This is a genomic window from Psychrobacter maritimus, assembly GCF_029953575.1.
Lineage (GTDB): Bacteria > Pseudomonadota > Gammaproteobacteria > Pseudomonadales > Moraxellaceae > Psychrobacter > Psychrobacter maritimus.
Genome location: NZ_CP124526.1, coordinates 2,327,199 through 2,353,297, shown reverse-complemented (window position 1 = coordinate 2,353,297; position 26,099 = coordinate 2,327,199). Strand labels below are relative to the sequence as shown.

Sequence of the window (26,099 nt, the reverse complement as noted above, 5' to 3'; positions counted from 1 at the left end):
TACTAAATAAAAAAGCTAGCAACTCATTTTTGCTATAACTTTTCAGATAATAATGTCGAGAAAAATATACCAATAGGCGCATATAATCGTTACAATCAATTATCTTTGTATTTACAATAAGTTATAGCCAATAAGTTATAAACATTGCGTCTGTCATTATCAATTTTAATGAGGCGATTTAGCCCATTTACAAGTATTTATCTTGGCATTGCATTTTGCCCTTATTTTATAGGGTTTATGCTGCTGTGCTAATAAATTCATTTTAACTGCTATGACGCTTAATTATGACTGACACTGCGCGGCTTATGATAGCAATTCCCGTAACCAATGACAGTCAAGCGGCGTAAATATTTGCTAAGTTTTTGTGACTTACTATCTTTTATGAATGATGGTTTTATTTGCTTAAACGTCATCTTATTTGGCGCATTTTTTCAATTGCTTGTTACCGTGACCTTTTAGGATTTTTATTATGCCCCTCACTCATCCTAATGCCTTGAGCAAATTAGATGAAATAGCAGACACGGCCTTGGTACAGCTGGTGTATGTTAGCAGCTTGACGCTTGCCTCACGGTTGAATGCGACGATATTTGATGAAGTGGAAGGCCATGCGCGCGACTATAATGAACAGCATGGCATCACCGGTACTTTATGTTATGGCAATGGTCATTTTTTACAATGTATGGAAGGCGAAAAAGCCAAAGTCGCGGCGCTTACCCAGCGTATCTTTGCGGATACCCGCCATAAAAATGTGCAAGTATTACTATTACAAACCATTAAGCGTCGCAGCTTTACTGATTGGCGGATGCGTTTGCTGTTTTTGGAGCGTTGGTTGTGGTCGCCAACGACTAAGCAGCAAGCCGCTCAATTGTCAGCATATTTGCCATTTGCGCCGCAAGATTGGTCGCCCGAGCGTACCGAGCAGTTTTTGCAGATTATCCAAACCTTTGATACTCCGCCACATGTTAAAGCGGCAGGCATTACTTATAATGCGCTTGGCAATATGGTGCGTCATGTCGCCGCCCCGCATCAAGCCTTTCTAATGGTTCAAGGTTGTTTAAGTATCTTACTGATTATCGCCTTGGTACTGCTTTATTTATCATAAATATCTTATAGATTAACTACTTTTACGCTTTTCATCTTTTATACAAACGATGCATTGCCAGCTCAATAGTAAAAAAGACGCTAGACTTAACGTTTAGCGTCTTTTTTTATGTCATCAAACTTATTGCAATAATAATAAATTCAAGCAATTACATATCAAAAATCTTACCACGGTTCATAATATTATTTGGGTCAAAGACTTTCTTAACTGCGCGTAAATATTCAATCTCAGTCTCACTGCGGCTATAATTCAGATAGGGCTTTTTGGTCATACCAACACCATGCTCAGCAGATACTGAACCGCCATATTTTTGCACCGTTTCAAATACGTATTTATTGACGATTTGACACTCGGCAAAGAAATCATCCTTGCGCATGTTTTCAGGCTTTAAGATATTCAGATGCAAGTTACCATCACCGATATGCCCGAACCAACACACTTCAAAGTCAGGGTAGTTACTGCTGACGATATGATCAATCTCAGTGATAAACTCAGGCACATAGCTGATTAATACTGAAACGTCATTCTTATAAGGGGTAAATACTGAGATGGTTTCAGAGATATACTCGCGCAGCTTCCACAGCTCTTCTGCTTGCGCTAGACTCTGACTCATCACGCCATCGACGACCCAACCTTGCTCCATACAATGCTCAAAGATTGCCATGGCTTTATCCATGATAGGCTCATAAGGCGCTTCAAACTCTAGCAGCGTATAAAACTTGGTGCGTGATTCAAACGGCTCTTGTACTTGACCATGTGCCATGAGCTTATCAATCGCTACATCATCAAAGAACTCAAACGCGGTTAAATCGATTTGTGCTTGAAAGGCGGAGAGCACATTCATCACATCATTAAAGCTGTCCATGCCTAAGACCATGACGTTTAAATCTTGCGGCTGACGCTCAAGTTTGATTTGGGCATGGGTGACAAAGCCAAGCGTACCTTCGCTACCGATAAACAATTGGCGCAAATCATAACCCGTGGCGTTTTTAACCATACCGCGATTAAGCTGCAAGATATCACCTTTACCAGTGACAACTGTGAGCCCCATAATCCATTGACGGGTCATGCCGTAGCGTATGACTTTAATACCGCCGGCATTGGTGCCGATATTACCGCCAATTTGACTGGAACCTGCTGAAGCAAAATCGACAGGGTAGTATAGGTCTTTTGATTCGGCAAACTGTTGTAGCTGCTGCGTAACCACACCTGCTTCAATCTCAACCATACGATCAGCAGGATAAAACTGTCCAATACGGTTCATTTTATCCATACTGACGACAATCTCACCATTAGCGGCGACTGCACCAGCAGACAGACCGGTACGACCGCCACTTGGCGTTAATACTACGTTGTGCTCATTGGCAAGCAGTACAATCGCTTGTACTTGCTCGGTGGTCTTTGGAAAGACAATTGCGGCAGCAGCAGGAGCAAAGTGCTTGGTCCAGTCTTTGCCCCAATGCTCTAAGCTCTCGCTATCGGTTTTGATTTGGCTGGCGTCAAACTGATGCACATCAAGCAAGTTGCTTAAGATGCTTTGGACAGCAGTAGTAAGGGTCGTAGAGTCATTTTGGGCGGTAGTGTTGCTTTGGCTAGCTAAAGAAGTCATGGTCAAATCTCGGTAGAAACGTAAGCGCTATGCATAAAAGGGATTATTATATCGCTAAATGGATATAACTCAGCGGTTATAACTGTGTTTATATAAATAATTGAGTATAAATAATTGGGTTTATGGATTTATATAAGCAACTGGGTTCATATAATTGATATAAGTATAAGTGAGCGCGTGTTGCAATGATAGATAGATATGCGGTCATGCGCCTAACTAGTGTAAGTAATATTCATAATTAAAAAAAACAGTTTAATAAATTTTAGATACAGCGTTTGCATGCAAATTTTAAGTACAAGTTCTAAGTGCAAAGTTTAAGCGCAAACTCTAAGTACAAGGTTTAGATATCAGGTTTATATACCGTGATTCACTATAGCATAAAAAGTTTTCAGGCTTGATAAGCAATAATTCATCTAATCTGCTAACATCGCTGCCAAATTTTGTGTAAGATATCCAAACTGTTTTCGTTTCATCCATCATACTTATCCCACTGATGATTTTTATAAGACAATTATAGGACAGTTCTCACATGGCGTTATCACTACAAAAAGACAAGATCCGGTTTTTATTACTTGAAGGTCTACATGACAATGCGTTAAAAGTATTGGAAGGGGCTGGTTATCATAACATCGAGAATATCAGTCACGCTTTAGATCAAGATGAGCTTATCGAAAAGATTAAAGATGCTCACTTCATCGGTATCCGCTCGCGCACGCAGCTGACGCGTGAAGTCCTTGAGCACGCCCACAAGCTTATCGGTATTGGCTGCTTTTGTATCGGTACCAACCAAGTAGACTTGGACGCCGCTCGTGATTTGGGTATTCCTGTCTTTAACGCGCCATATTCGAACACCCGTTCGGTCGCTGAGCTGGTACTAGCCGAAGCCATTATGCTATATCGCGGTATCCCTGAAAAGAATGCGACCGTACACCGTGGCGGTTGGGGCAAGTCTGCGACCAACTCACATGAAGTACGTGGCAAGACGATCGGTATCGTCGGTTATGGCTCTATCGGCTCGCAATTGTCGGTATTGGCTGAAAGCTTCGGTATGAAAGTCATTTATCATGATGTCTTGACCAAATTGCCACTAGGTAATGCCGTGCAAGTAGGTAGCTTAGAAGAGCTATTATCAACGGCTGATATCGTCACCTTGCATGTGCCTGATTTACCAAGCACGCGCTATATGATGGGCGCGGCGCAGTTTGCCCATATGAAAGACGGCAGCTACTTTATCAATGCCGCTCGTGGTACTTGTGTTGAGATTGATGATTTGGCGGCAGTTCTTGAGTCAGGTAAAATTTTGGGCGCAGCGATTGACGTGTTCCCGAAAGAGCCAAAATCTGCTGATGAAGAGTTTGAGTCACCACTGCGTAAATTCGATAACGTTATCTTGACGCCGCATATCGGTGGTTCAACCCAAGAAGCGCAAGCAAATATCGGTCTTGAAGTTGCCGATAAGTTTGTTCGTTACTCTGATCAAGGTGATACTGCAACTGCGGTGAACTTCCCAGAAGTTTCTGTACCGTTTAAAGAAGGCACGCATCGTCTGCTGCATATCCATAGAAACGTTCCAGGCGTACTATCACAGATTAACCGTCTGTTCGCCGAAGCGCATATCAACATTTTAGCGCAGAGCTTAATGACCGAAGGTGATGTGGGTTATCTGGTGATGGATGTGGATTATAACGATTCAACAGCTGCATTAGACCAGCTAAAAGACGTTGAAGAAACCATTCGCGTACGTATCTTGTTTTAATAGATTATTCATAACGTTTCAGACTGACGGTATAAATATACGTTTAACGTCTTAAAGTAAGGTAAATGAAATAGCAGATGACCTTGGTGGTTGTCTGCTATTTTTTTATGTTGGGTATAGTTATAAGTAGTAGAGATTTAGTTTGCTTTGCTTGATTTTGCTGCGTTAGCGACCTTCGAGCACGATTGTCCTACAAAAGTCCTAATGAGTGGGCAGGTTGAGGCTGGTTAATATTGAATGAGTAAAACCATTGAACCATTTAAGACAAAACCATGCAAAATAGAATGTCGACAATAAATTTTAAAACAACGATGCGACAATTCAACAATGGCTTAAATTATGACTACCACATTTTATACGATTGGACATTCGACCCGTAGCCTTGATGAGCTGATTGAGATGCTTCAAGCAGCCGATATCGAACTGCTCATCGATGTACGCAGCTTTCCGCGTTCTCGTACCAACCCTGTTTTTAATATCGATACTTTTCCAGAAGCGCTCAGTCAAGTTGGCATCAGTTATCAGCACTGCGCCGACCTTGGCGGGCGACGTCCGAAGCAAAAGCAAGTCAATGAACACATTAATGATCTGTGGCGCGTGCAAGCTTTTCATAACTATGCGGATTATGCGTTAAGTGATACTTTTCAAGCCGCCCTCGATCAACTCATTCAACTCGGAGAAAAACAGCGTCTTACTCTTATGTGTTCTGAAGCAGTATGGTGGCGTTGCCATCGGCGTATTATTACCGATTATTTACTGCTTAGAGGCTATAGGGTAGAACATATTATGGGCGTTGGTCGCTTGGATGTTGCCAAGCCTACACCAGGGGCCGAGCTAAATGGTCAAGACCAAGTAATTTATCCAGCGGTATAAAAAAGAAACAAAGAAAGAGGCGCTAGTGACCTCTTTTTTTACAACCTTTATTTAATAAACCTTAATGCCGTTAAGCTTTGGCTTTATTCGCAGCTTCCGCTTGGCGACGTGCTTCAATTTTGGCTGCTTTACGCTTTTCTATGACGTCCATCACATCGCTACCGATATGCGCTTCGCCACGTTTTTTCGCTAGCTGCATTTGATGCTCGCGCTCACGAAAGCGGGCTTTTTGTTCTTCAGTCGCTTTATCGATACAATGCGGGCACGACTCGCCTTTGATATAGGCGGCGCTTTGCATTTCCTCATGAGTAATCGGCATACGGCAAGCAAAGCATTGCTCATAGTTGCCTTTTTCTAGGTTATGATTGACCGACACACGATTGTCAAAGACGAAGCAATCGCCTTGCCACATTGATTCGCTGGCTGGGATTTCTTCTAAATACTTTAAGATACCGCCTTCTAAATGATAAACCTCTTCAAAGCCTTGTTCGCGCATGTAAGCAGTAGATTTTTCACAGCGAATACCGCCAGTACAGAACATGGCGACTTTTTTATGTTTCGCTGGGTCAAGCTCTTTTGCCACGTATTCTGGAAACTCGCGGAAGGTTTCGGTGTTTGGATTAACCGCGTTTTGAAACGTACCGATTTGAACTTCATAATCGTTACGGGTATCAATCAAAATAACGTCAGGATCTGAGATAAGCGCATTCCACTCACTTGGTTTTACATAGCGCCCAACCGATTGTAACGGGTCGATATTCTCAACGCCCATGGTGACGATTTCTTTTTTAAGCTTCACCTTAGTGCGGTAAAAAGGCTGTGCATGGGTATAGGATTCTTTAAAAGTAAAGCTGCCAATCGCTTCGATACTGCGCAAATAATCTAAGACATTATCGATACCTTGGCGGCTGCCAGAAATTGTGCCGTTAATGCCTTCGCTGGCCAGTAATAAAGTGCCTTTGACATCATTATCAAGCATGGTATTTAAAATCGGCTCACGATATTGCTCAAAATTGCTAAAGCGCGTGAACTTATAAAGTGCGGCAACGACGATGTTATTGGTCACGCTATCGTAAGCAGGCGCTGCTTTGTTATCAGTTGCAGTGCTTTGTTGGATGCTGCTATTTTTGGTGCTGCTGTCTTGATTGGTACTCATGTTTTTCTCCTGCTGGCTAGGTCGCAAACCTAGTGCATTGGGTTTAAGGTGCTTTTTAAAATTAACGGTTAAAACGAATTGGTAAAGCTCATAACACTAGCGCAATTGTGGAATTCGCTAATGCGCGCGTAGTTTAGCAAATTTTGGGAAGATTTTGGAGGTTTTATCATTCTAAAATCTCATAGAAATATGAGAGATAATAAAAATGGCAAACAAAAAAGCCCAGTAAAATACTGAGCTTTTTTTATATTCACTGCGTAAAGCAAAATTAGAGTTTACTTACTTTGAAACCAAGTATCGGCTTTGCTACGGGCACTAGCAATGTCTGAGCTTGATAAGTTCAATGCTAGCTGACCGATTTTACCGCGAGCTTTGTTACGTACTTTTTCATCGAGCATACCATCACGGGCAGCCAAGTCGTACCATTTATAAGCATCGACTAGGTTCTTTTGCTTTTCATCTAGCAAAGCAAGCGTATAGCTGGCACGGTTATCGCCGCGCATTGCCGCTTTTTCTAACCAAAGGCGTGCTTGCTGTAGGTTTGGTTGGACACCTTCACCGCGCAAGTACATGATGGCAAGATTCAACTGAGCAGGGGCAACGCCTTGCTGAGCTGCTTTGGTATACCATTGGACAGCTTGTTGGGTATTTTGAGCAACGCCTTCACCTTTTTGCAAACGCTTGGCTAGGTAAAACTGGGCGTGATCGTTACCTTGGGCAGCGCTAGCAGACAGCTCACTGATAGGCATTAGCTCAAAACGTGAGGTATCAAGTGGCACGTTTGATATTAACTCAGCGTTGGCAAGGCCCGCACAAGAAAACAGGGCAGTAAACAACGCAGCTTTTAATAATTTCATAGCAGCTCCAAAATTAGGCAGTTAATAAGCAAAAGATAAGTTGCACCGCTAAAAATTGTCTCGCTAAAGACAGTTAGACGGCGATAACAATTAGGTGAAATCTTGCAATACCAACTTACCTAATCATTAGCAAAATAATTCGTGTTGGTAGTGTTTCATATCGGTAGTGTCCTAGTCGTCCCTGATTAACCCGACAAACGGTCGTAATTAGGGGGTGATTGACACTATTTCGCTAGCTTAACACCCAAACTTACGAAACTCAAATACTAATTACAGGATTTAATTCCTAACTGTACCTCATTGTCCTCAATAAAATCATAGAGTTACTGAAGGGTAAGGAGGAATTAACAATCGCTTAAGATTAAAATAGGTAGTAATGGCGTTAAATTCGCTTTAATAAACAATAAAAAATACGATTATTAACCCCGTTTTTGCTTGCTAACACGATAGATAGCGACGTCTGCTAAAAGGTTGGGGGCTTGGCGTATTAATGCGGTCATTAGCGGGTTATGACCTTTTTCCGAATCACTGACAGCAAAGCGGTTGATGATATGAATATCATGCTGCGCGCACAGCTGCTCAAAGTCCTTAAAGGTACACAAATGGATGTTAGGCGTGTTATACCACTCGTAAGGCAGCGCTTCTGAAACTGGCATCAGACCTTTTAAGCCCAAATGCAGGCGGTTTTGCCAATGGGCAAAGTTAGGGAAGGTAATGACGGCTTCGCGGGCGACGCGTAGCATATCGAGCAGGAGCACATCAGGCGCCTTCACCGCTTGCAGTGCGCGCGCCATAACGACGGTATCGAAGCTGTTATCTGCAAAACGACTTAAGCCATCATTGAGGTCTTGCTCGACGATAGATAGGCCTTTAGTAATGGCTTCATTGATTTTATCTTCATCAATCTCAAGTCCATAACCGGTCACGCCTAGATTTTGCTGTAAATGGGCGAGTAGCTCACCATTGCCGCAGCCTAAATCAAGCACATGCGAGTGCGGTGCAATCCAACGCTCAGCCAATTGATGGTCCATTCTCATGAGCGTGCTCCTTTGGCTGTCATGCTATTAGCAATAAATGGCGCGGTCAAAAATCCTTTAACAGCACCCATATAACGCGGAATATCAAATAAAAACGAATCATGACCGTGCGGGGCATCGACATTGATATAGCTGACCGGCTTACCAGTCGCCATTAATGCATCGACAATCTCTTGTGAGCGCTCGGGCGCAAAACGCCAGTCCGTGGTAAATGACACCACCAAATACTGACACTGGGTATGAGCGAAGGCGGCTTTAAGTGCGCTTAGCTCTTTTGCATTGGCTACATTAACGTTATCAGCATTGTCAGCAGTAGCAATATCCGCGCTACTGTTTAACGTTTCCTCAAGCTCGTTTTCGGTAGAATCAGCTTTTACTGATGCGGCGAGGGAGGTTTCTAGCTCTGCCGATGTTTGTATTGATGAGCCTGCTGCTGACGGATAATCACGCGTCGGGTCAAAATAATCTAACGCTTTGGTCATGAGCAAATAAGTATTGGCATCGAAGTTTTCGCTAAAACGTTCGCCTTGATAGCGCAAATAGCTCTCAACTTGAAACTCAACATCATAGCCATACATAAACTTACCAGATTTTAAATCACGACCAAACTTTGCCTTCATCGCGTCATCAGTCAAGTAGGTGATATGACCAACCATACGCGCAAGGATAAGCCCGCGACGAGGATAAGTACCCGCCTGCAAATAGCGTCCGTCTTTAAAATCAGGGTCGGATAGAATGGACTGGCGCGCAACTTCATTAAAGGCGATGTTTTGCGCAGAAAGCTTTGGTGTACTGGCAATAACCACGCAGCGTTTTAAGCGCTCTGGATAATCGACCGACCATTGCAAGGCTTGCATACCGCCCATTGAGCCGCCGACGATGGCATGCCACACCTCAATGCCTAAGCGGTCTGAGAGTATGGCTTGGGTTTTTACCCAGTCTTTAATGGTGACGAGGGGAAAGTCAGGGCCATAAACTTGTGGCTCGCTGTTCTCATTATTCTTGTTTGTGATGTCTTTATTTGAGCTACTTTGGTCTAAGCTGTCTTGGCTTGAATTGACGGTGTCAGGATTGATGGTCGTTGGACCAGTAGAGCCAAAGCAGCTGCCGATATTATTGACGCACACGACAAAAAATTGATTGGTATCAATGGCTTTATTAGGGCCAATCATATTGTCCCACCAACCCGCTTTTTTATCGTCGTCACTATGAAAGCCTGCCGCATGATGGCTACCTGATAAGGCGTGACAGATAAGGATGGCGTTTGATTTGTCGCTATTGAGCGTGCCATAAGTTTCAAAGATTAAATCGAATGAGGGCAGGGTGCGATTGCACTCCAAGGTCAACGGCTCAGCGAAATGAAAAGTCTGCGGCGTGACGATGCCAACTGAACCTACCGAGCCGACGGCATCGGTTGCATTAGCGGCATGATTAGGGGAATGCTCACTGGTACTATCAGAACGTGCGCTCAAAGCTACCTCACAAAACAACAGTTATGGATAAAACAATAGTCATGGATAAAAAAACGGTTATAAATGAAACAAACCTAGGATGGCGACAGTCATTGGTCTAACTAGTTTATTGTTATAAGCTTGTCTATTGTATGGCGATGTGCGTAGGAGTACAACCTTGATAGGCAGTCTTTATTTTAAGCGTCGATTAAGGACAGTATCAAGACAAGTATCAAGACAAGTATCAAGGCAGGTATCAAGGCAGGTATCAAGGCAGGTATCAAAGCACATATGAAAGTGTATAACGGTTGCCTTTACCATGCGTTCTGCTCTTATAAAATGCTACACTAAAGGCGAACAATAGCAGCTATTTTAAACCTTATAATATCTCGTTTATAAGCTTCTCTGCTTGCTCGTTATGTCTCTATCTCAAAAAGCGAAAGAAGACTCCTGTAGTGGCATAATAAAATTGGACAGCTATTAAGAGGTTATACTAACCCAAAGAAGGAAAATAGTATGACCACCAAACGCAATCAATATACCCGAGAATTCAAATTAGAAGCTATCAGCTTAGTTGTTGATCACAAACGTAAAATACCTGACGTGGCCGATTCATTAGGTATAGGTAAATCCACCTTGCAGAAATGGCTGAGTCAATACCGTCAAGAAATGAGTGGCGAAGCACCTAAAGTCGGCAACGCTTTAACGGATGAACAGCGCGAGCTTCAAGAGCTGCGTAAGCAGGTTAAGCGGCTGACTATGGAGCGCGACATACTAAAAAAGGCTTCTGCTCTGCTGGCCTTGGACAGCCTGAACGGCTATCGCTAATCAGCCAGCTTGCAGAGCAAGACAAACAGGTCAGTAAAAGCCTTCTGTGCAAGCTGTTTGGCGTGATGAAGAGCCGTTACTACTATGGCATGCAGCCCAAGCCCATCAACCTTGAAACTGTCAAAACCAAAGCATTAGTCCGCCAAATATTTAACGACTCAAAGCACTCAGCAGGCGCTCGCAGCATTGCCGCAATACTAATTAATGAACACGGCATCAAGCTGACCCGCTATATAGCAGGTAAATTCATGGCGCAGATGGGGCTTAAAAGCTGTCAATTGAAGACGCATAAATACAAGCACGCTGACGAGGTGCATAAAACGCATCACAATATCTTAAATAGAAACTTTAGCCCAGCAGCGCCTAATCAAGTCTGGACGGGCGATGTGACTTATATTCGTATCAAAGGCGGTTGGTGCTACCTAGCTGTTGTTTTAGATTTATATGCTCGGCGTATTGTTGGCTTTGCGGTGTCAGATTCGCCTGACAGTATGCTGACAACCAAAGCGCTGCAGATGGCATATCAGACGCGCTTACAGCCAATTGGAGTGCTGTTTCACTCCGATCAGGGAACCCATTACACCAGTAAGACATTCGCTGAATCCGTGGCCAGTTGTGAGGGCATGATTCAAAGTATGAGCCGAAAAGGTAACTGTTGGGACAACGCACCGACTGAACGCTTCTTTAGAAGCTTTAAAACAGAATGGATGCCCAAGGGCGGCTACGAGAATATTGCTGAGGCTAAAAGCGCCATTATTGATTATATCTGGGGCTACTATCAAATCGTGAGACCGCACAGTTTTAATGACTATTTAACACCGCTAGAAAAAGAGAAGCGCTACTTTAATAAAAACCTCTTATCAGGTGTCCTAAATTAGTTGACCACTACACTCCAAACGACATTAGGGTGGAGGTGAATTTCGCATAAGTTATTAACCTTGTTGGTTTTGAATGTACTGCTTAATAACCTCTAATGGCGCACCACCACATGACCCTGCAAAATATGATCGTGACCAAAGTACAGGCTTTAGATAAGCAGCTCTTAAATCAATGAAATCACCTCTCATGCGTCTGCTGGTGACTGACTTCAAGTTATTAACCAATTTGCTTATCTGCACTGTCGGTGGGTACTGAATCAGCATGTGCATATGGTCGGCCTCACCATTACACTCTTTTAACTCAGCATCAAAGCTCCTACAGACCTCGGCGGCATACTCACTAAATTGTTTATGATGCACCTCGCCTAACACCTTCTTTCGATACTTAGTGATAAAAATCAAATGAACATGAAGATTAAAGGCGGCATGGCGGTTTTTATATATCTCACTCATTGTAATTAATACCCTAAAGTGCTAATGTTGTATGTATTATATCAAATACACACTCATTGAGAAAGTAGTCAGAAATGAAAATCAACAAGGCGTATAAATTTAGGCTTGAGCCTAACGTAGAGCAACAGGTTATTTTAAATAACCTTGTCGGCTCTGCGCGTTTTGTTTGGAATCAAATGCTAGCAATGTCATTCGAGATGTTTGCCAACAATGAGTTTATTAATGCCACCAACTTGGTTAATAAAATCATGGATTTAAAGAATAATCCTGATTTTGAGTTCTTAAAAAGCCACTCAAATGCGGTGTCTTTACAACAAAAAGTTCGTGACTTGGCATCGGCTTGGTCACGCTTTTTTGATCCGAAAGTTCATGCCAGGTTAAAAGAAAATAAGAAGAAAATAAGAAAGCTTAAATTCTTTAAATTGGCTGATGGCACAGAGATTCAACTACGCCCACTAATGCCAAGATTTAAGCGTAAATCAGATGGCTGTGATTCAATCCGCTTGGTTCAATTTGATAAGTATTGCCGTATTGAAGGCAATCGAGTCAAACTACCGAATGGTATTGGTTTGGTGAAGTTTAGAAAGTCGCAAGATATCATCGGCACCATTAAAAACGTCACTATTAGCAAGAAATCAGGGCGCTGGTCCGTGTCTTTTGGGTGTGAGCGCGAGATTGAAAACCCAATTCACCCTTCTAAAACCGCCATCGGCATTGATTTAGGCATCACCAAACTCATCAGTACCTCAGACGGTCAGTACATTAAACCCAAAAATAGCTTTAAATCCAATCAAGTCAAACTGGCAAAGTTGCAACGGCAGTTGAGTCGTAAGGTTTTATTTAGCCAAAACTGGCAAAAACAAAACCGTAAGATTCAAAAAATTCATCATCATATCGCCAATATTCGCCATGATTACTTGCATAAAATCACCACCAATATCAGCAAAAACCACGCCATGATTGTTGTTGAGAATTTGAAAGTAGTCAATATGTCGCAGTCAGCTAGCGGCTCTGCCGTTCAGCATGGGCGCAATGTCAAAGCTAAGTCAGGATTGAACAAGTTGATCTTAGATCAAGGTTGGGGCATGATGGTTGATATGCTTGAGTATAAGCAGCACTGGCAAGGCGGATTACTTATAAAAATTAATCCACGATATACCAGCCAGACCTGCTCTCAATGCCAGCATATTGCCAAAGAAAATAGGCGCTCTCAGGCAAGATTTGAGTGCGTCAAATGCAGGTATGTTGCGAACGCTGATTTTAATGCGGCTCGCAATATATTAGCGGCAGGACATGCCGTTTTGTCTGCGGAGGGAGGATGCGGTAAAGGTCGCCCGATGAAACAGAAAACTTGTGGTCTTCGTGAGAAAGCCACCTAAGAGCTGTTGCTTTTAGAATCCCACACTTGAGCTTGGCGAAAGTGGCGGGAGTATGTCAACTAATATATTTCCTGATGATTTAATAAGTGAATAAATAATACTCTATGAAACCTAAATTGCCGCCACGTATTGCCGTCTTGTTAGTCAACCTAGGTACGCCAGATGAGGCAACCGCGCCAGCCGTACGTCGCTACCTCAAACAGTTTTTATCTGACCCGCGCGTGATTGAAATCCCTAAATTCTTATGGGCGATTATTCTAAACCTGTTTGTATTGCCAAGCCGCCCTAAGCGGGTCGCAAAGGCTTATGCCAGTATTTGGGAAGGCGACTCGCCCATTCGCAAAATACTAAAAAGTCAGGTTGAGCTGTTAGAGCCGCGCTTGGCTGATAGCATGGCGCCATTTCGCGTGTCTGTGCATCCGGCGATGAGCTATGGCAATCCTGGCCTGCCTGATGTGATGGATACCTTGCGTAGCGAAGGCGTTGATCATTTTATTATCTTGCCATTATTTCCGCAGTATTCGGCATCATCTGGCGGTGCGGTATATGATGCGTTAACCAAATGGACGCTAAAGCAACGTAACTTGCCAAACTATAGCATTGTCAAAGATTACTTTGCCCATCCGCTGTATATCAAAGCATTGGTCAACTCGATTCGCCGCTTTCAGGCCGAACATGGCAAGCCTGAAAAGCTGATGTTTAGCTTCCACGGTATTCCGCAGCCTTATGCTGATAAAGGTGATCCGTATCCAAAACGTTGCAAATGTACCGCCGCACAAGTCGCGCATGAACTTGGTCTGCAAGATGATGAATGGATTATCAGTTTCCAGTCGCGCTTTGGTAAGCAAGAATGGGTCAAGCCTTATACCGATATGGTGCTAGAAGATTGGGGCAAATCTGGGGTGCGTTCAGTACAGGTGATTAGTCCGGCGTTCTCCGCTGATTGCTTAGAAACACTGGAAGAATTGGCGATTGAAAATCGTGATAATTTTCTTAACGCGGGCGGGCAGGAGTATCATTATATTCCAGCGTTGAATCTTGATGAAGCGCATATTGATTTGCTAGAAGCATTAAGCTTGCCTTTGGTCAAAGGCTGGGCAGGAACCTTGGATGGCTGGGCTTAATTGTTTTCTTAAGCCATAAAAATACCGGACATAATGTTCGGTATTTTTTTCTGAATTATTTTCTATTTTACGAATAGGTGATTTCTAAAAATTGTCATCATTAGAAATTTTTGCCGCATCTCTGTCTGCAATATCAACAATATCAGGATAATCTTTATCGTCTAAATTGTCTTCGACTAACACTTCATCAATCCGAGCTTCATCAATATTTTGCCGATGCATCGGCGTCAGCCCTTGAGTTGCGTCTGTTCCAACTTCTGAGTTATTAAATCCTGCGCTATTATCAATCATATCGTCATTATCAAAGGTGTGCAGCATAGGGTTGTTTAAATCAATCTCTTGGCTACCGACTTCGTTGTCATTCATATTGTCGTCACCTTCAATATGATCCATCTCTTCTGGTAGTGGGGTTTTTGTATTGTCCATGGATATGTCCTCATTATAGTTATAAATGCCATTCACGGTATTATTGGTCATCGGTGAAATCTGCTTATCAGTGTGCCGCGTTATGATGGTAACTGATAGTAGTAAGGTGTCACAGGATGTTCAAAAAATGTAAGAAGGCAAGTCTATAAAGGCAAAAAAACGGCTGCCCATATTGAGCAGCCGTTATTCAGTTGTTATCGTGAATGGTGTTGCTAGCCGATGAGCTTTGTTAGCTGAAAGTCTCTGTTAGTTGGCTTTACACGGTGCATGATAATTTTTTTGAGGTAAAAAATGTCTCTCAAACTTATCAAGTTTAAATGTCCATAAATAAATCAAGGCAATCGTATAAACGCCGGTCTCTGCGATTTCTTCTATTATCTCGCCAATACTTTCTGGTATAAAAATGGCATTTTCACCGCTATATTCTAACAGTGCTAAGGCAACCACAGCGATATATAGCGACACAGGAACTTTTTTTAATACCATCCACAGATAACGCCAACTATAAGCTAATAAGCCCACAATCAGCAGATACACCGTTAACAGCACAGCATCTTCCCACCAATCGTACGAGTGATTTAAAAATGTAAAGTTACTGGGAATTAAAAGTTCGGGTACATAGTTCAACTCACGGCGAATCACAGCAAAAAATGTCAATACAGATGCCAACCAAAAATAGTGCCCCAGTTTCAGCTCACTCTGTATCACATATTGAACACAGCGCAATATGCACGCGATTAATATGATAATACCCGGTAATTCGATGATGCCATCTGCAATCAAAATAAAGCTTCCTAGTTTTCAAAAATGAAAAAAGTGAGCGCACAAGCTCACTTTAAACCGTTATTAATATGTTAAAAATTAATATATATAAAAGTAACGTGTGCTTATTATACTGCTAAGAGTCATTGCACAGCTATGGCAGAGTATAAACGCCAGTGTTCAATTACCATCTTTAACTGTATTAATAGAAGCATTAATAGCAGTATTAAAGGCTATTATAACTGCCTTTGTTTGCACGATTAATGCGCTTCATCCCAGTTCTGACCACTATCTGTTTCAACCAATAAAGGTACAGCAAAATCTACCTGCCAACCTTTTTCAACAGCGGTGGTCGTTAAGACGTCTTGCATGGCATCAGTAATAAGCTTGCTGATTTCATCGACCTTGTCGCTGTCGACTTCAAACACCAGCTCATCATGGACTTGTAGCAGCATTTTGGCCTGCTCTTTTGGCAACACCTTATCAACGGCAATCATGGCAAGTTTAATCAAGTCAGCTGCCGAACCTTGTAATGGCGCGTTAATCGCAGCACGTTCAGCGCCTTGTTTGACCATGCGATTGCTATGGCTGATATCAGGTGTATAAAGCTTGCGGCCCAATATGGTCTCGACATAGCCTTTATCATGGGCGCTGGCACGAGTATTAATCATATAGTCTTTGACACCCGGATAGCGCTTAAAGTACATATCGATATAGTCTTGCGCTTCACCGCGGCTCATTTGTAGCTGCTTGGCAAGCCCAAAAGCGCTCATGCCATAGAGTAGGCCAAAGTTAATGGCTTTGGCATTACGGCGCTCGGTCGGGGTGACATCAGTAACCTCTTTGCCTAGCACTTCAGCTGCGGTGGCCGCGTGAATATCTAATCCTTCGTTAAAGGCATGAGTTAGGTTTTTATCACCTGAGAAATGCGCCATTAAACGTAATTCAATTTGTGAATAATCCGCAGCCAAAATAACGCGACCTTCTGGTGCGATAAAGGCTTGACGAATCAAGCGGCCAGTGGCAGTACGAATCGGAATGTTTTGTAAGTTAGGATCAGTTGATGACAGACGACCGGTACTGGTCAGTGCTTGGTGATAGCTGGTATGTACGCGGTCAGTCTGCGCATCTGCAACATTATCAAGCGCATCGGTATAAGTGCTTTTAAGCTTAGACAGACCGCGATATTCAAGGGTGATATCGACCAATGGGTGATCAATTTTTGATAATACGGCTTCACTAGTAGAGTATTGCCCTGACTTGGTTTTTTTACCACCAGGCACGCCAAGCTTATCAAACAGCATCTCACCAAGCTGCTTTGGCGAGCCGAGATTAAACTCTTCGCCTGCCACTTCATAAGCACGCTTTTCAAGGGCAATGATTTCTTCATCAAAACGTTTTGATAGCTCATTTAAAAATGGGCGCTTGATTAAGATACCGTGGGCTTCCATTTGGCAGAGTATTTCGGCGGTGGGAATTTCTAATTCGTGTAGCAACTTAGCGTTATTTTCGTCATCAGACAGTTTCTTATTAAAGACATCAAAAAGCTGATAGGTAATATCGGCATCTTCGCAAGCATAGTCGCTGGCAATATCGATGGCGACTTGGTCAAAGCTAACTTGCTTAGCGCCTTTACCAGCGACATCCTCGAAGCTGATAGTCTGTGTTTGTAGATAATGGCGCGCCAAGTCATCCATACCATGACGAGTGATGGCGGCATTGATGACGTAGCTGGCAAGCATAGTATCTATCGCCCAGTTATTAGGGCTGGCATGAATGCTGCCTACTAAGTCGATATCATAATGACTGAGAATATGGGCATCATATTTGAGATGCTGACCGATTTTACCGATGTTTGGATTTTCTAAGATAGGTTTAAGTTTTGCTAATACCGTATCGCGATCAAGTTGCTTTGCAGTCAGCTTATCGCCTTCTAGATTATGCGTGAGCGGTACATAATAGGCTTCGTGCGCTTTTACCGCAAAAGACAAACCAACCAATTCAGCCTGACGCCAATAAACGCTGGTGGTTTCGGTATCGATAACGAAATGCGGTGCGTCTGCTAATAGTTTAACCAAGCTGTCAAAAGCGGGCTCATCTAAAATCGTATGCCATGCTCTATCATGACTTTTACTGTCGGTGATATTGTCGATGGTGCTTGATTGTAAGGATTTAGCGATTTGTGCTTGTGATTCAGCATCCGCCTGACTATTGGCGACACTTTGCGAACCATTGGCTGGGTGATTGGGGTGATCCAGTGAGGCCAACTCGTTTCTAAACTCAAGCTCAGTATATAGAGCGCGTAGCTCATCGATATGCGCGCAAGGGTCGGTATTGATTTTTAAATCTTGCCAATCTTGGCCAATTTCTAAATCGGTAACGATAGTTGCCAGCTGCGCATTCATCGGAATATCATCGGCATATTCGACCAGATTTTTGCCCGCACGCCCTTTGATATCAGCGACGTTTTTGAGCATATTGTCGATAGAGCCATACTCATTGAGCAAATCTTTGGCAGTCTTTTTGCCGATACCCGGCACGCCTTTGATGCCGTCAGAGGAATCACCCATCAGAGTCAAAAAGTCAATCATTTGCTCAGGATTGATACCAAATTTTTCGACCACGCCTGTGCTATCGGTAATTTTACCAGTAAAGCTATCTTCTAATATCACGCAGTCATTAATCAGCTGCATCATATCTTTATCACCAGTCGAGATGACTACATGATGGCCTTCAGCGACAGCACGATAGGCGAGCGTACCGATGATATCATCGGCTTCTGCACCTTCGATACGGAGTAAGGGAATCCCTAGGGCGGCAACTAAGCTATGGATATACGGAATCTGCTCGGCAAGCTCCACATCCATTTTTGGACGATTGGCTTTATATTCCTCTGACATCGCATGGCGAAAAGTCGGTGATTTGGTATCAAAGCAGACCGCCATATGGGTTGGGTGATAGCGGCGCATTAATTTCAATAGCGCATTCAACGTCCCACGTATGGCATTGGTTATCAGACCTTGAGAGTTTTGCATGGTCTTTGGTAAGGCATGATAAGTGCGAAACAGATAGTAAGAGCCATCGACCAAAATAAAGGGCGGCTGGTTTTTGTCCACATGACTGGTATCCATCGTCGCCACATTTGGCATGGAGGCAAAGTTTGGTAGCGTATTGGGATTAATGGGCGAGTGCGAGTTGTGGTCGTTGGCAGTCATAAAAAGTCACTTATCAAATATGGGGCAGCAAGTATTGAGTAAAAAATTGGATAAAAAGATACCTTCATTATAACGATAAAAAATCTTCTTGCCGAATTGATGGCAAACTAATCAATGAATCGTGGAAATAATAAACAATTACGATGTTGACGAGCTAAATTCGTCGCCAATAAAAAAAGAACCCAGACCAGCTGAGTTCTTCTTATATATTTAATAGCTGTATATATTTAATGGCTTTTTACATTTCATGGCTTTTTATATTTCACGACATTGTCATTATTAAGCGCTTATTTTACTTCTGAAGTCACTTCGCTATCGACATTACCATGGGTAGCTTTAGAATACGGGCAGACTTTATTGGCTTTCTCAACCAACTGTTGGAATTCATCCGCTGATAGTTCTGTATTTTCACCAATCACATGGATTTTAACGGCCAATTGAAAATCTAGACCTTCACCTTTCATCAAATCTACCGATACTTCAGTGGTAGAATCAAACTTTGCTTTTTCTACCCCTTTGACGGCAGCAAGTGCACCATCAAAGCAAGCAGCATAGCCCATGGCGAATAGTTGCTCTGGATTGTTGCCTTCTTTACCAGAACCCGGTGCAACCATATTAATCGTCAAGTCGCTGTCTTGAAGGCTGGCACTACCTGTACGACCGCCAGTAACCGTGCCTTTAGTAGAATATAGAGTTTTCATAACACATCCTTTGTTGTCAGTTTTTATAATTGAAGTAAACTTTGGCTATCAATCTCGATAAGACTTTCTCGATAAGCCTTTTCTTAATAGGACTTATAGCATAGCAAGCTGCTCGATTAGCGCAATGGGACAGTAGTAAACATATGCTACAAGTTTGTAAGTGGGTAAATGCATCATGTCTGTCAGGTTAGCGATAATCGAAGCATTTTGATATATAAATCATGAATGTGTTAATGTAAACTCATTGTATAAATGGTCATAGTAACCCCATCAGCATAGATGGCAAAAAACTGAGCTATAAGGACGTTATTTGATGAACGGGTCAATGAGGAAATTAATTGTAATACCAAGTATTTTATCTTTAATGATGATTGCTCTTGTCGGTTGCGAAGAAGATAACGGTATTTATGGCTCGGGTGGCAGTAATAACATTACATTGACCAGCTTTGCTAATAGCTATGACAGTCAAGTAAACGCTACGGCGATTGCACGTATTGATGAGAGCTACCGCACAGGCGCGCGCGAGATTAAAATAAAAAATCTTGTCAATAATTATAGTAATCAGAGTTTAAATACCTTAGATAAAACGATATTGGCAAATAACTTTGAAGGGCGACTGGAAAATAAAAATATTGAGGTGAATGGTCGCACGGTTAAACGTCCTATTTATGAGAAAAACACCAATAACAAGTCTAGCTATGAAGTCACTTATAAAACCTTGGATTTATCAGGTGTAAAAGCGGACAGTTATCTTGCAGGGAATACGGTAAGCGACAGTCGCGGCATCATTACGAGCTTAAACCATTATCCTAAAATTCCAGCGACGTTGGCATTTCCAGCCGGCTCCGTTTGTTATATTCCAGTCGTTACAAGCGAGCGCGCGTTTTTAGCATTTAATGAAAAAGACAAAACCGGTTATTCAGCACTGGATAAATGGATTGACGCTGCTGAAGCAAGATTTGATGACAACAGAGGCTATAGCACTTCTAAGTTTGGGGTTGGAGCGGACAATAAACAACACGCGGCACAGGTGACGTTTTTTGCCTATAAAAACCAACCTGCTTACCAGTACAACGGCGTTGAATATGATACGGGCATCTACGAAGCCGATTATGTTGCCAAAGGCAGCAGCAATCCGAACACCAATAGCTTTCGTAGTGTGGTTGATTGCACCATCGTCAATGAGGTTGCCGCCGACTTTTTGGAAAGAGAAATCAAGCGCTATTATTAAATATAAAACCATCTAAACACTCGCTATTTGATTATCAGGGAGTGTTTTTTTATGCGCTAATTCTGCACCCAGACGCTAAATCCGTTACAATATGCCCATTATTGACACTATTTATTTAGATTGATTTCTAAATTAGCCAACGTTGAAGCCAAAAATTATGAGCGTAGATCCAAAAAAATTAAGCAAAGAAGTTGCCAAACGCCGCACCTTTGCCATTATCTCGCATCCCGATGCGGGTAAGACCACCATGACAGAAAAGCTATTGCTTTGGGGTCAAGCGATTCAGGTGGTTGGTGAAGTTAAAGGCCGCAAAACCGACCGCCATGCGACATCTGATTGGATGAGCATGGAGCAAGAACGTGGCATCTCTATTACCACCTCGGTCATGCAGTTCCCTTATAAAGACCATATGGTCAACCTGCTAGATACCCCGGGTCACGCCGACTTTAGTGAAGATACGTATCGTACTCTGACCGCGGTAGACAGTGCGCTGATGATGGTCGATGGTGCAAAAGGTGTCGAAGAACGTACCATCAAATTGATGGAAGTTTGCCGGATGCGTGATACGCCCATCATCTCATTTGTCAATAAACTTGATCGCCAGATTCGTGAGCCACTTGAGCTATTGAGTGAAATCGAAGCGGTATTAAAGATTAAATGTATTCCGGTTACTTGGCCTATCGGTATGGGGCAAGATTTCGTTGGCGTCTATCATTTAACCGAAAACAAAACCTATCTATATGAAAAAGGTCACGGCGGTGATATGACGGTCGCTGAAACGCGCGAAGGCTATGATTATCCTGATATTCGTGAGCGTTTGGGTAAGCTGATGTTTGACGCTTTTGAAGAGTCACTTGAGCTGGTACAAATGGCGCTAGAAGAGTTTAGTGTTGAGGCGTTCTTGGCGGGCGAGATGACACCGGTATTGTTCGGTACGGCGCTGGGTAACTTTGGCGTCAATATGGTGCTGGATACTTTAATCAAATATGCGCCGCCGCCAAAATCGCACCCGACCAATGAGCGCGAAGTGGCAGCGACCGAAACCGAATTTAGCGGCTTTGTGTTTAAGATTCAGGCCAATATGGATCCGCGTCACCGTGACCGCATTGCATTCTTACGGGTCTGCTCAGGCAAGTACGAAAAAGGCATGAAGATGAAGCATGTGCGCTTGGGTAAAGACGTACGTATTGCTGATGCTTTGACTTTCCTTGCTGGTGACCGTGAAGCGCTAGAAGAAGCCTATCCGGGTGATATCATCGGTTTACATAACCATGGAACGATTTCTATCGGTGATAGCTTTACCGAAGGCGAGGAGCTGAACTTTACCGGTATTCCGCATTTTGCTCCTGAATTGTTCCGCCGTGTGGTATTAAAAGACCCGCTTAAATCAAAAGCGCTGCAAAAAGGTCTGCAGCAGTTAAGTGAAGAGGGCGCAACGCAGGTCTTTATGCCGCAGATTAATAACGATTTAATCTTGGGCGCGGTCGGTGTCCTACAGTTTGAAGTGGTCGCGCATCGTCTAAAAGAAGAGTACAAGGTACAATGTATCTTTGAACCGGTATCTATTGCAACCGTACGCTGGATTCATTGCGATGACGAAGTAGCGTTAGCGAAATTTAAACGTAAAGCGCATGACCAGTTATCGATAGATGGCGGCGGCTATTTGACCTATTTAGCCCCATCACGCGTGAACTTGCAGCTGATGCAAGACCGCTATCCAGAAGTGACGTTTAGCAATACACGCGAGCATTAAAATCAGCTTATCCATCTTCCTGCTTACTTTTAAAAGACACGATATCGTGTCTTTTTTATTACGGATAATTTTTACAACGAATAAACGGATAAAGGCTTATTTGCCAAAAGCACTGGTCATCAGAAATACCAATTGTCAGAAATACTAAGTATCCAAAAACACAAACAGTGTACCTACAATACTACAGAATGGTTACGGTAGAATATCAAGACACCTTATCTGCATATTAAAGAGGCTATATGAAAGCAGCACTCCAACCACATACTAATAAGTCAAAATGGTCTCAAAACTCTGCCTCACAGACGGCTTGGCTGCGACTAATAACCTCATTAGGTGGTGGGCTGCTGCTTGGCGCATTAAGCTTATCAGCGCATGCTGGGAGCCTGATTAGCCACACTGAGTATTTAGAGTATGAGCTACCGAAAAAAATAGAAGAAAAATGCGCGGCGCGTGATAACTGCCCAGAGATTGAGGTTAAATATCTCAAGACCAATCATCCTTGGATAAATAAGCTGACCAATGAGCGTATCAATCATTTGGTCGTTAATAGTAAACCGACTGAATCTGCGCCTATTACTAAAAAAAGTAGCCCAGCAGATGTCAAAGCTGCTATCGATGGGTTTGTTAACTCACAGTTTGCTGATTTGCCCGAAGACAGCGTTTTCGTCTATAACTTAATGGTCACGCCTGAATACTTGGGTCATGTGAATGATTTCGAGCTGTTCGAGATTAGCTCGTACGTTTATACGGGCGGCGCTCATGGTATGCCATATAGCGAATATCTGGTGTTTGACCAACAGAGCAAAAAACAAATCCAATTAGCAGATATGCTCCAGCCTAACAAGAAACCCCGCTTTAAAGCCTTAGCTTATGATGCCTATAAAAACTGGGTCAAAACGGTCGATGAAGACGTTGTAAGCTATGAGAAAAGCTGGCCGTTTACCTTAAGTGATAACGTAACATTGACCGATAAAGGGGTCGATATTCGTTATCAGCATTACTCTATTAGTCCCTATGCCTATGGTATGCCCGTGCTTAGTATCCCCTACGAGAAACTTGGCGGTATTATAAAACCCCGCTTTATTCCTAAATAATACAGACGATAAATCTCAGCGGATATTAAGCTCATCATTTGAAGACAGTTATTGAATAAGGAACGCTATTTAATAAAGAGAAGTATTTAAAAAGATAGCCATTGAACATTTAATAAAAATAAGGAGTGATAGCATGACGAACCATATAGAAAATGCCAATACACCAGTCGCCACAGATGGCGCAACATGGCAGCTTAACGCCCTAACCGAAGCCTTGGGTGATCTGACGTTGACAGTCAGTGACAGCCTGTCTGTGGGACGCGGTAGCGACAATGATGTGGTGCTCGGCAGCAAGCAAGTGTCACGCAATCATGCGGTGCTGAGCGTATTAAACGGTGAGTTGTACGTGAAGGACTTAGAATCGTCAAACGGTACTTTTATCAACGAGCAGCGCATTGAGGCCAATAAATCTACAAACCTTGCTGCCAATGATACGCTAGGTTTTGCAAGCTTTAGCTTTCAGGTAAGCGCGCCAGTTGCTGCGACATTGGCTAATGAGAAAGCCGCTCCACTTGTGACAGATACAGATGAGCCAGCACTAAGCGCTAGCGCTGACACGGTTGGCGAAATAGCACCTGCTGCCGCTATACCTGTGGTTAAAGAGGCTGTTATTAAAGAACCTGTGGTCAAAGAAACGAAAATTGAAGAGTTCTTACCTGTTGCAGACACTCCAGCCGAACCTGTTGAAATTGTAGAGGCTGAACCAGTGATTGAAGAATCTGTTGTTGAAGAAGCAACTATTGAACAAGCAGTGGTGACAGAGCCAGTGGTAAAAGAAACAGGAATCGATGAAGTCTTGTCAGCGACAGATAATAGTAGTGAAGCAATACCAGTCGAAGCCGCACCGATTGAAACAGCAGCAGTGGTCACTGAGCCTAATAAACAGGCCGAAACCAAGCCTACAGAGACTATAGAGGCAGCAACAGAGGCAGTAACGAGCGCGCCTGTTGTAGAAGAACCAATACAGAAGGCAGCTCGTCAAGTACCAGAAGAAGCAGACGCTGCCAAGCATGACAAAACCACCAAAACTGCTCTGCAAGAAGAAGCAGATCCTGATGTATTACGTGCCAAGCAAGCTGCTACTTCGCAGTTCGCAGGCACTGCCAACTTAGGTCAACCTCGCGACCTTGGTACAGCTGGTAATAATGCCATGGATCAAGCCATTAATAACCCTGCTAATGCGGGACAGGTTGAGAAAAAGCCCAGCGGCGGTTGGTTTATATGGGTCTTTGTGGCAGTTTTAATTATTGGCCTAGCATTATGGTTGTTTAATATGGGCATCGTATAAGGCGATTTATCATTAAAAATCGCTTATAACATTCCTTAAAAAACGCATCTGCCAGCTGATATCATTTATTTAACCTGCAAAATTGTAAAGGTTATCTAATTATCACTGGCAGTTTGCCGAATTACTGCATAAATTGTCCGTTTATAGATTAACTTTATGAATCATTTGTTAAAAGTCATAAAATATAAAGTTAATTAAAAGGTTTTATTATTGATTTAGGTGGTAAAAATAATCGGTACTAGAGGACGTAGTGGCAAGCTATTTACGTTTCCGCGCGGCTGATAATATCAATCGCGATAAAAAGCGCGATTTAACGCTAGAAAAAACAGTAACGTAATCAAGTGTTTGACGGTTTTTATGAAAATAATGCTAAAAAAACCAAAAAAGAGCTTGCGTCTATCAAAATATTTGATAGAATAGCCACCACTTTGAGAGAACAAGCCGACTTAGCTCAGTTGGTAGAGCAACTGACTTGTAATCAGTAGGTCGCCAGTTCGATCCCGGCAGTCGGCACCATCTCTTTCAAAGTCGCTTTTTATGAATTTGCTTCACATTAAAGTGATTTTATATCAAGCAATCTAGGTGGGATTGGGGAGCGGTCAAACCCAACAGACTGTAAATCTGTCGCGAAAGCTTCGAAGGTTCGAATCCTTCTCCCACCACCATATTCTTTCAAAGTTTGTCCTAGCGCCAAGCATACTCTATATCCTGAACGACTCGCTATCAGAGTCAAACAGCATAAGAGTAAATGCGGGTGTGGTATAATGGTAACACCTTAGCCTTCCAAGCTAATGACGCGGGTTCGATTCCCGCCACCCGCTCCATATATGCACCATCGCAGCAACTATCAATCATCACGACAGTCAGTTATTATTGCTGTATCGTGATATTTTTTTTAGTGCAACCCAGTGGTTGGCTACTGTAGTTTTTAAAAGCACGCTCATATAGCTCAGCGGTAGAGCACTCCCTTGGTAAGGGAGAGGTCTTGAGTTCAATTCTCAATATGAGCTCCATTTATTATTCAAGTGTTTTATATTGGCTTTGCTCTTTTGACAAAGCGGGGCACTTTAATAAAGTATTGTATTTTACAAAATATACATATCGATATCGAAATTATAGAATATTG

Annotated in this window: 21 protein-coding genes and 4 tRNA genes; 15 read left to right on the top strand and 10 right to left on the bottom strand. The window is 42.8% G+C overall.

Translation table 11 applies throughout. The features are described from left to right. Nucleotides 1-469: 469 nt before the first annotated feature. Nucleotides 470-1,102, top strand: a complete 633-nt coding sequence (locus tag QJS82_RS10040) for a BLUF domain-containing protein (RefSeq protein WP_281490374.1) — start codon at nucleotides 470-472, stop codon at nucleotides 1,100-1,102. Between the two features lie 148 nt (nucleotides 1,103-1,250). On the opposite strand, the gene QJS82_RS10035 is transcribed toward QJS82_RS10040, so the two are convergent. Further along, nucleotides 1,251-2,711: an FAD-binding oxidoreductase gene (locus QJS82_RS10035; RefSeq protein ID WP_281490373.1), complete on the bottom strand. Its 1,461-nt coding sequence runs from the start codon at nucleotides 2,709-2,711 to the stop codon at nucleotides 1,251-1,253. 529 nt (nucleotides 2,712-3,240) lie between these two features. Here QJS82_RS10035 and serA point away from each other — a divergent pair. Further along, the gene (gene serA / locus QJS82_RS10030; RefSeq protein ID WP_281490372.1) at nucleotides 3,241-4,467 is read left to right on the top strand and encodes a phosphoglycerate dehydrogenase; all 1,227 of its coding nucleotides are present in this window, start codon (nucleotides 3,241-3,243) and stop codon (nucleotides 4,465-4,467) included. 339 nt (nucleotides 4,468-4,806) lie between these two features. After that, nucleotides 4,807-5,340 (top strand): DUF488 domain-containing protein, encoded by a 534-nt coding sequence (locus QJS82_RS10025; protein ID WP_281490371.1) that lies wholly within the window; start codon nucleotides 4,807-4,809, stop codon nucleotides 5,338-5,340. A gap of 70 nt (nucleotides 5,341-5,410) precedes the next feature. Here the strand turns inward: QJS82_RS10025 and trhO are convergent, their stop codons facing one another. The 4 genes from trhO to metX form a co-directional block, all read right to left on the bottom strand. After that, entirely contained in the window at nucleotides 5,411-6,496 is a 1,086-nt protein-coding gene (trhO, locus tag QJS82_RS10020) for an oxygen-dependent tRNA uridine(34) hydroxylase TrhO (protein WP_281490370.1), read from the bottom strand. A 275-nt stretch (nucleotides 6,497-6,771) separates the two neighbouring features. Next, the gene (locus QJS82_RS10015; protein WP_201620227.1) at nucleotides 6,772-7,353 is read right to left on the bottom strand and encodes a tetratricopeptide repeat protein; all 582 of its coding nucleotides are present in this window, start codon (nucleotides 7,351-7,353) and stop codon (nucleotides 6,772-6,774) included. A 419-nt stretch (nucleotides 7,354-7,772) separates the two neighbouring features. Next, nucleotides 7,773-8,390, bottom strand: coding sequence for a methionine biosynthesis protein MetW (gene metW, locus QJS82_RS10010; protein ID WP_201620228.1), 618 nt, complete (start codon nucleotides 8,388-8,390; stop codon nucleotides 7,773-7,775). After that, nucleotides 8,387-9,772: a homoserine O-acetyltransferase MetX gene (gene metX / locus QJS82_RS10005; protein ID WP_281491711.1), complete on the bottom strand. Its 1,386-nt coding sequence runs from the start codon at nucleotides 9,770-9,772 to the stop codon at nucleotides 8,387-8,389. Before metX ends, metW begins: the two co-directional genes overlap by 4 nt. Nucleotides 9,773-10,357: 585 nt before the next feature. Between metX and QJS82_RS10000 the strand changes: the two genes are divergently transcribed. Beyond that, complete coding sequence (locus tag QJS82_RS10000; protein WP_281490369.1) at nucleotides 10,358-10,669, top strand: transposase; 312 nt, start codon at nucleotides 10,358-10,360, stop codon at nucleotides 10,667-10,669. Further along, nucleotides 10,669-11,547 (top strand): IS3 family transposase, encoded by an 879-nt coding sequence (locus QJS82_RS09995; protein WP_348651568.1) that lies wholly within the window; start codon nucleotides 10,669-10,671, stop codon nucleotides 11,545-11,547. Before QJS82_RS10000 ends, QJS82_RS09995 begins: the two co-directional genes overlap by 1 nt. A 54-nt stretch (nucleotides 11,548-11,601) precedes the next feature. Here QJS82_RS09995 and tnpA read toward each other — a convergent pair whose 3' ends face one another. Next, nucleotides 11,602-12,000, bottom strand: a complete 399-nt coding sequence (tnpA, locus tag QJS82_RS09990) for an IS200/IS605 family transposase (RefSeq protein WP_438656014.1) — start codon at nucleotides 11,998-12,000, stop codon at nucleotides 11,602-11,604. A gap of 74 nt (nucleotides 12,001-12,074) precedes the next feature. On the opposite strand from tnpA, the gene QJS82_RS09985 reads away from it, so the two are divergent. Then, the gene (locus tag QJS82_RS09985; protein ID WP_281490368.1) at nucleotides 12,075-13,379 is read left to right on the top strand and encodes an RNA-guided endonuclease InsQ/TnpB family protein; all 1,305 of its coding nucleotides are present in this window, start codon (nucleotides 12,075-12,077) and stop codon (nucleotides 13,377-13,379) included. Nucleotides 13,380-13,483: 104 nt separating this feature from the next. Next, entirely contained in the window at nucleotides 13,484-14,503 is a 1,020-nt protein-coding gene (gene hemH / locus QJS82_RS09980) for a ferrochelatase (protein WP_281490367.1), read from the top strand. 84 nt (nucleotides 14,504-14,587) lie between these two features. Here hemH and QJS82_RS09975 read toward each other — a convergent pair whose 3' ends face one another. The 4 genes from QJS82_RS09975 to QJS82_RS09960 all read right to left on the bottom strand — a co-directional run bounded on the left by QJS82_RS09975 (nucleotide 14,588) and on the right by QJS82_RS09960 (nucleotide 19,607). Continuing rightward, the gene (locus QJS82_RS09975) at nucleotides 14,588-14,929 is read right to left on the bottom strand and encodes a hypothetical protein (protein WP_201562155.1); all 342 of its coding nucleotides are present in this window, start codon (nucleotides 14,927-14,929) and stop codon (nucleotides 14,588-14,590) included. Nucleotides 14,930-15,175: 246 nt separating this feature from the next. Then, nucleotides 15,176-15,712: a hypothetical protein gene (locus QJS82_RS09970; protein ID WP_281490366.1), complete on the bottom strand. Its 537-nt coding sequence runs from the start codon at nucleotides 15,710-15,712 to the stop codon at nucleotides 15,176-15,178. A 239-nt stretch (nucleotides 15,713-15,951) separates the two neighbouring features. Then, complete coding sequence (gene polA / locus QJS82_RS09965) at nucleotides 15,952-18,906, bottom strand: DNA polymerase I (RefSeq protein ID WP_281490365.1); 2,955 nt, start codon at nucleotides 18,904-18,906, stop codon at nucleotides 15,952-15,954. Between the two features lie 287 nt (nucleotides 18,907-19,193). Continuing rightward, a complete protein-coding gene (locus tag QJS82_RS09960; RefSeq protein ID WP_068034453.1) occupies nucleotides 19,194-19,607 on the bottom strand; it encodes an Ohr family peroxiredoxin in 414 nt (137 codons plus the stop codon). Between the two features lie 364 nt (nucleotides 19,608-19,971). On the opposite strand from QJS82_RS09960, the gene QJS82_RS09955 reads away from it, so the two are divergent. From QJS82_RS09955 to QJS82_RS09920, 8 genes are all read left to right on the top strand, one after another. After that, complete coding sequence (locus tag QJS82_RS09955) at nucleotides 19,972-20,838, top strand: hypothetical protein (protein ID WP_281490364.1); 867 nt, start codon at nucleotides 19,972-19,974, stop codon at nucleotides 20,836-20,838. 157 nt (nucleotides 20,839-20,995) lie between these two features. Continuing rightward, entirely contained in the window at nucleotides 20,996-22,591 is a 1,596-nt protein-coding gene (locus QJS82_RS09950) for a peptide chain release factor 3 (protein WP_183620030.1), read from the top strand. Nucleotides 22,592-22,830: 239 nt separating this feature from the next. Further along, nucleotides 22,831-23,685 carry an RsiV family protein gene (locus QJS82_RS09945; RefSeq protein WP_281490363.1) on the top strand — a complete coding sequence of 285 codons (855 nt, stop codon included), beginning with the start codon at nucleotides 22,831-22,833 and terminating at the stop codon, nucleotides 23,683-23,685. 133 nt (nucleotides 23,686-23,818) lie between these two features. Then, complete coding sequence (locus QJS82_RS09940) at nucleotides 23,819-24,973, top strand: FHA domain-containing protein (RefSeq protein ID WP_281490362.1); 1,155 nt, start codon at nucleotides 23,819-23,821, stop codon at nucleotides 24,971-24,973. Nucleotides 24,974-25,413: 440 nt separating this feature from the next. Beyond that, nucleotides 25,414-25,489, top strand: a tRNA-Thr gene (locus tag QJS82_RS09935). A gap of 65 nt (nucleotides 25,490-25,554) precedes the next feature. Further along, nucleotides 25,555-25,638 (top strand) — tRNA-Tyr (locus QJS82_RS09930). A gap of 85 nt (nucleotides 25,639-25,723) precedes the next feature. Then, nucleotides 25,724-25,797 (top strand) — tRNA-Gly (locus QJS82_RS09925). A 114-nt stretch (nucleotides 25,798-25,911) separates the two neighbouring features. Further along, nucleotides 25,912-25,986: transfer RNA gene (locus tag QJS82_RS09920), tRNA-Thr, on the top strand. Nucleotides 25,987-26,099 lie beyond the last annotated feature (113 nt).

Excerpts from the sequence above, each read along its gene's own strand:
- QJS82_RS10035 (WP_281490373.1), bottom strand. The coding sequence starts at position 2,711 with ATGACTTCTTTAGCTAGCCAAAGCAACACTACCGCCCAAAATGACTCT.
- tnpA (WP_438656014.1), bottom strand. The coding sequence starts at position 12,000 with ATGAGTGAGATATATAAAAACCGCCATGCCGCCTTTAATCTTCATGTT.
- QJS82_RS09945 (WP_281490363.1), top strand. The coding sequence starts at position 22,831 with ATGAAAGCAGCACTCCAACCACATACTAATAAGTCAAAATGGTCTCAA.
- QJS82_RS09985 (WP_281490368.1), top strand. The coding sequence starts at position 12,075 with ATGAAAATCAACAAGGCGTATAAATTTAGGCTTGAGCCTAACGTAGAG.
- metW (WP_201620228.1), bottom strand. The coding sequence starts at position 8,390 with ATGAGAATGGACCATCAATTGGCTGAGCGTTGGATTGCACCGCACTCG.
- QJS82_RS09975 (WP_201562155.1), bottom strand. The coding sequence starts at position 14,929 with ATGGACAATACAAAAACCCCACTACCAGAAGAGATGGATCATATTGAA.
- QJS82_RS10040 (WP_281490374.1), top strand. The coding sequence starts at position 470 with ATGCCCCTCACTCATCCTAATGCCTTGAGCAAATTAGATGAAATAGCA.
- QJS82_RS09950 (WP_183620030.1), top strand. The coding sequence starts at position 20,996 with ATGAGCGTAGATCCAAAAAAATTAAGCAAAGAAGTTGCCAAACGCCGC.
- polA (WP_281490365.1), bottom strand. The coding sequence starts at position 18,906 with ATGACTGCCAACGACCACAACTCGCACTCGCCCATTAATCCCAATACG.
- QJS82_RS10000 (WP_281490369.1), top strand. The coding sequence starts at position 10,358 with ATGACCACCAAACGCAATCAATATACCCGAGAATTCAAATTAGAAGCT.
- hemH (WP_281490367.1), top strand. The coding sequence starts at position 13,484 with ATGAAACCTAAATTGCCGCCACGTATTGCCGTCTTGTTAGTCAACCTA.
- QJS82_RS10025 (WP_281490371.1), top strand. The coding sequence starts at position 4,807 with ATGACTACCACATTTTATACGATTGGACATTCGACCCGTAGCCTTGAT.
- trhO (WP_281490370.1), bottom strand. The coding sequence starts at position 6,496 with ATGAGTACCAATCAAGACAGCAGCACCAAAAATAGCAGCATCCAACAA.
- QJS82_RS09955 (WP_281490364.1), top strand. The coding sequence starts at position 19,972 with ATGATGATTGCTCTTGTCGGTTGCGAAGAAGATAACGGTATTTATGGC.
- serA (WP_281490372.1), top strand. The coding sequence starts at position 3,241 with ATGGCGTTATCACTACAAAAAGACAAGATCCGGTTTTTATTACTTGAA.
- QJS82_RS10015 (WP_201620227.1), bottom strand. The coding sequence starts at position 7,353 with ATGAAATTATTAAAAGCTGCGTTGTTTACTGCCCTGTTTTCTTGTGCG.
- QJS82_RS09940 (WP_281490362.1), top strand. The coding sequence starts at position 23,819 with ATGACGAACCATATAGAAAATGCCAATACACCAGTCGCCACAGATGGC.
- QJS82_RS09960 (WP_068034453.1), bottom strand. The coding sequence starts at position 19,607 with ATGAAAACTCTATATTCTACTAAAGGCACGGTTACTGGCGGTCGTACA.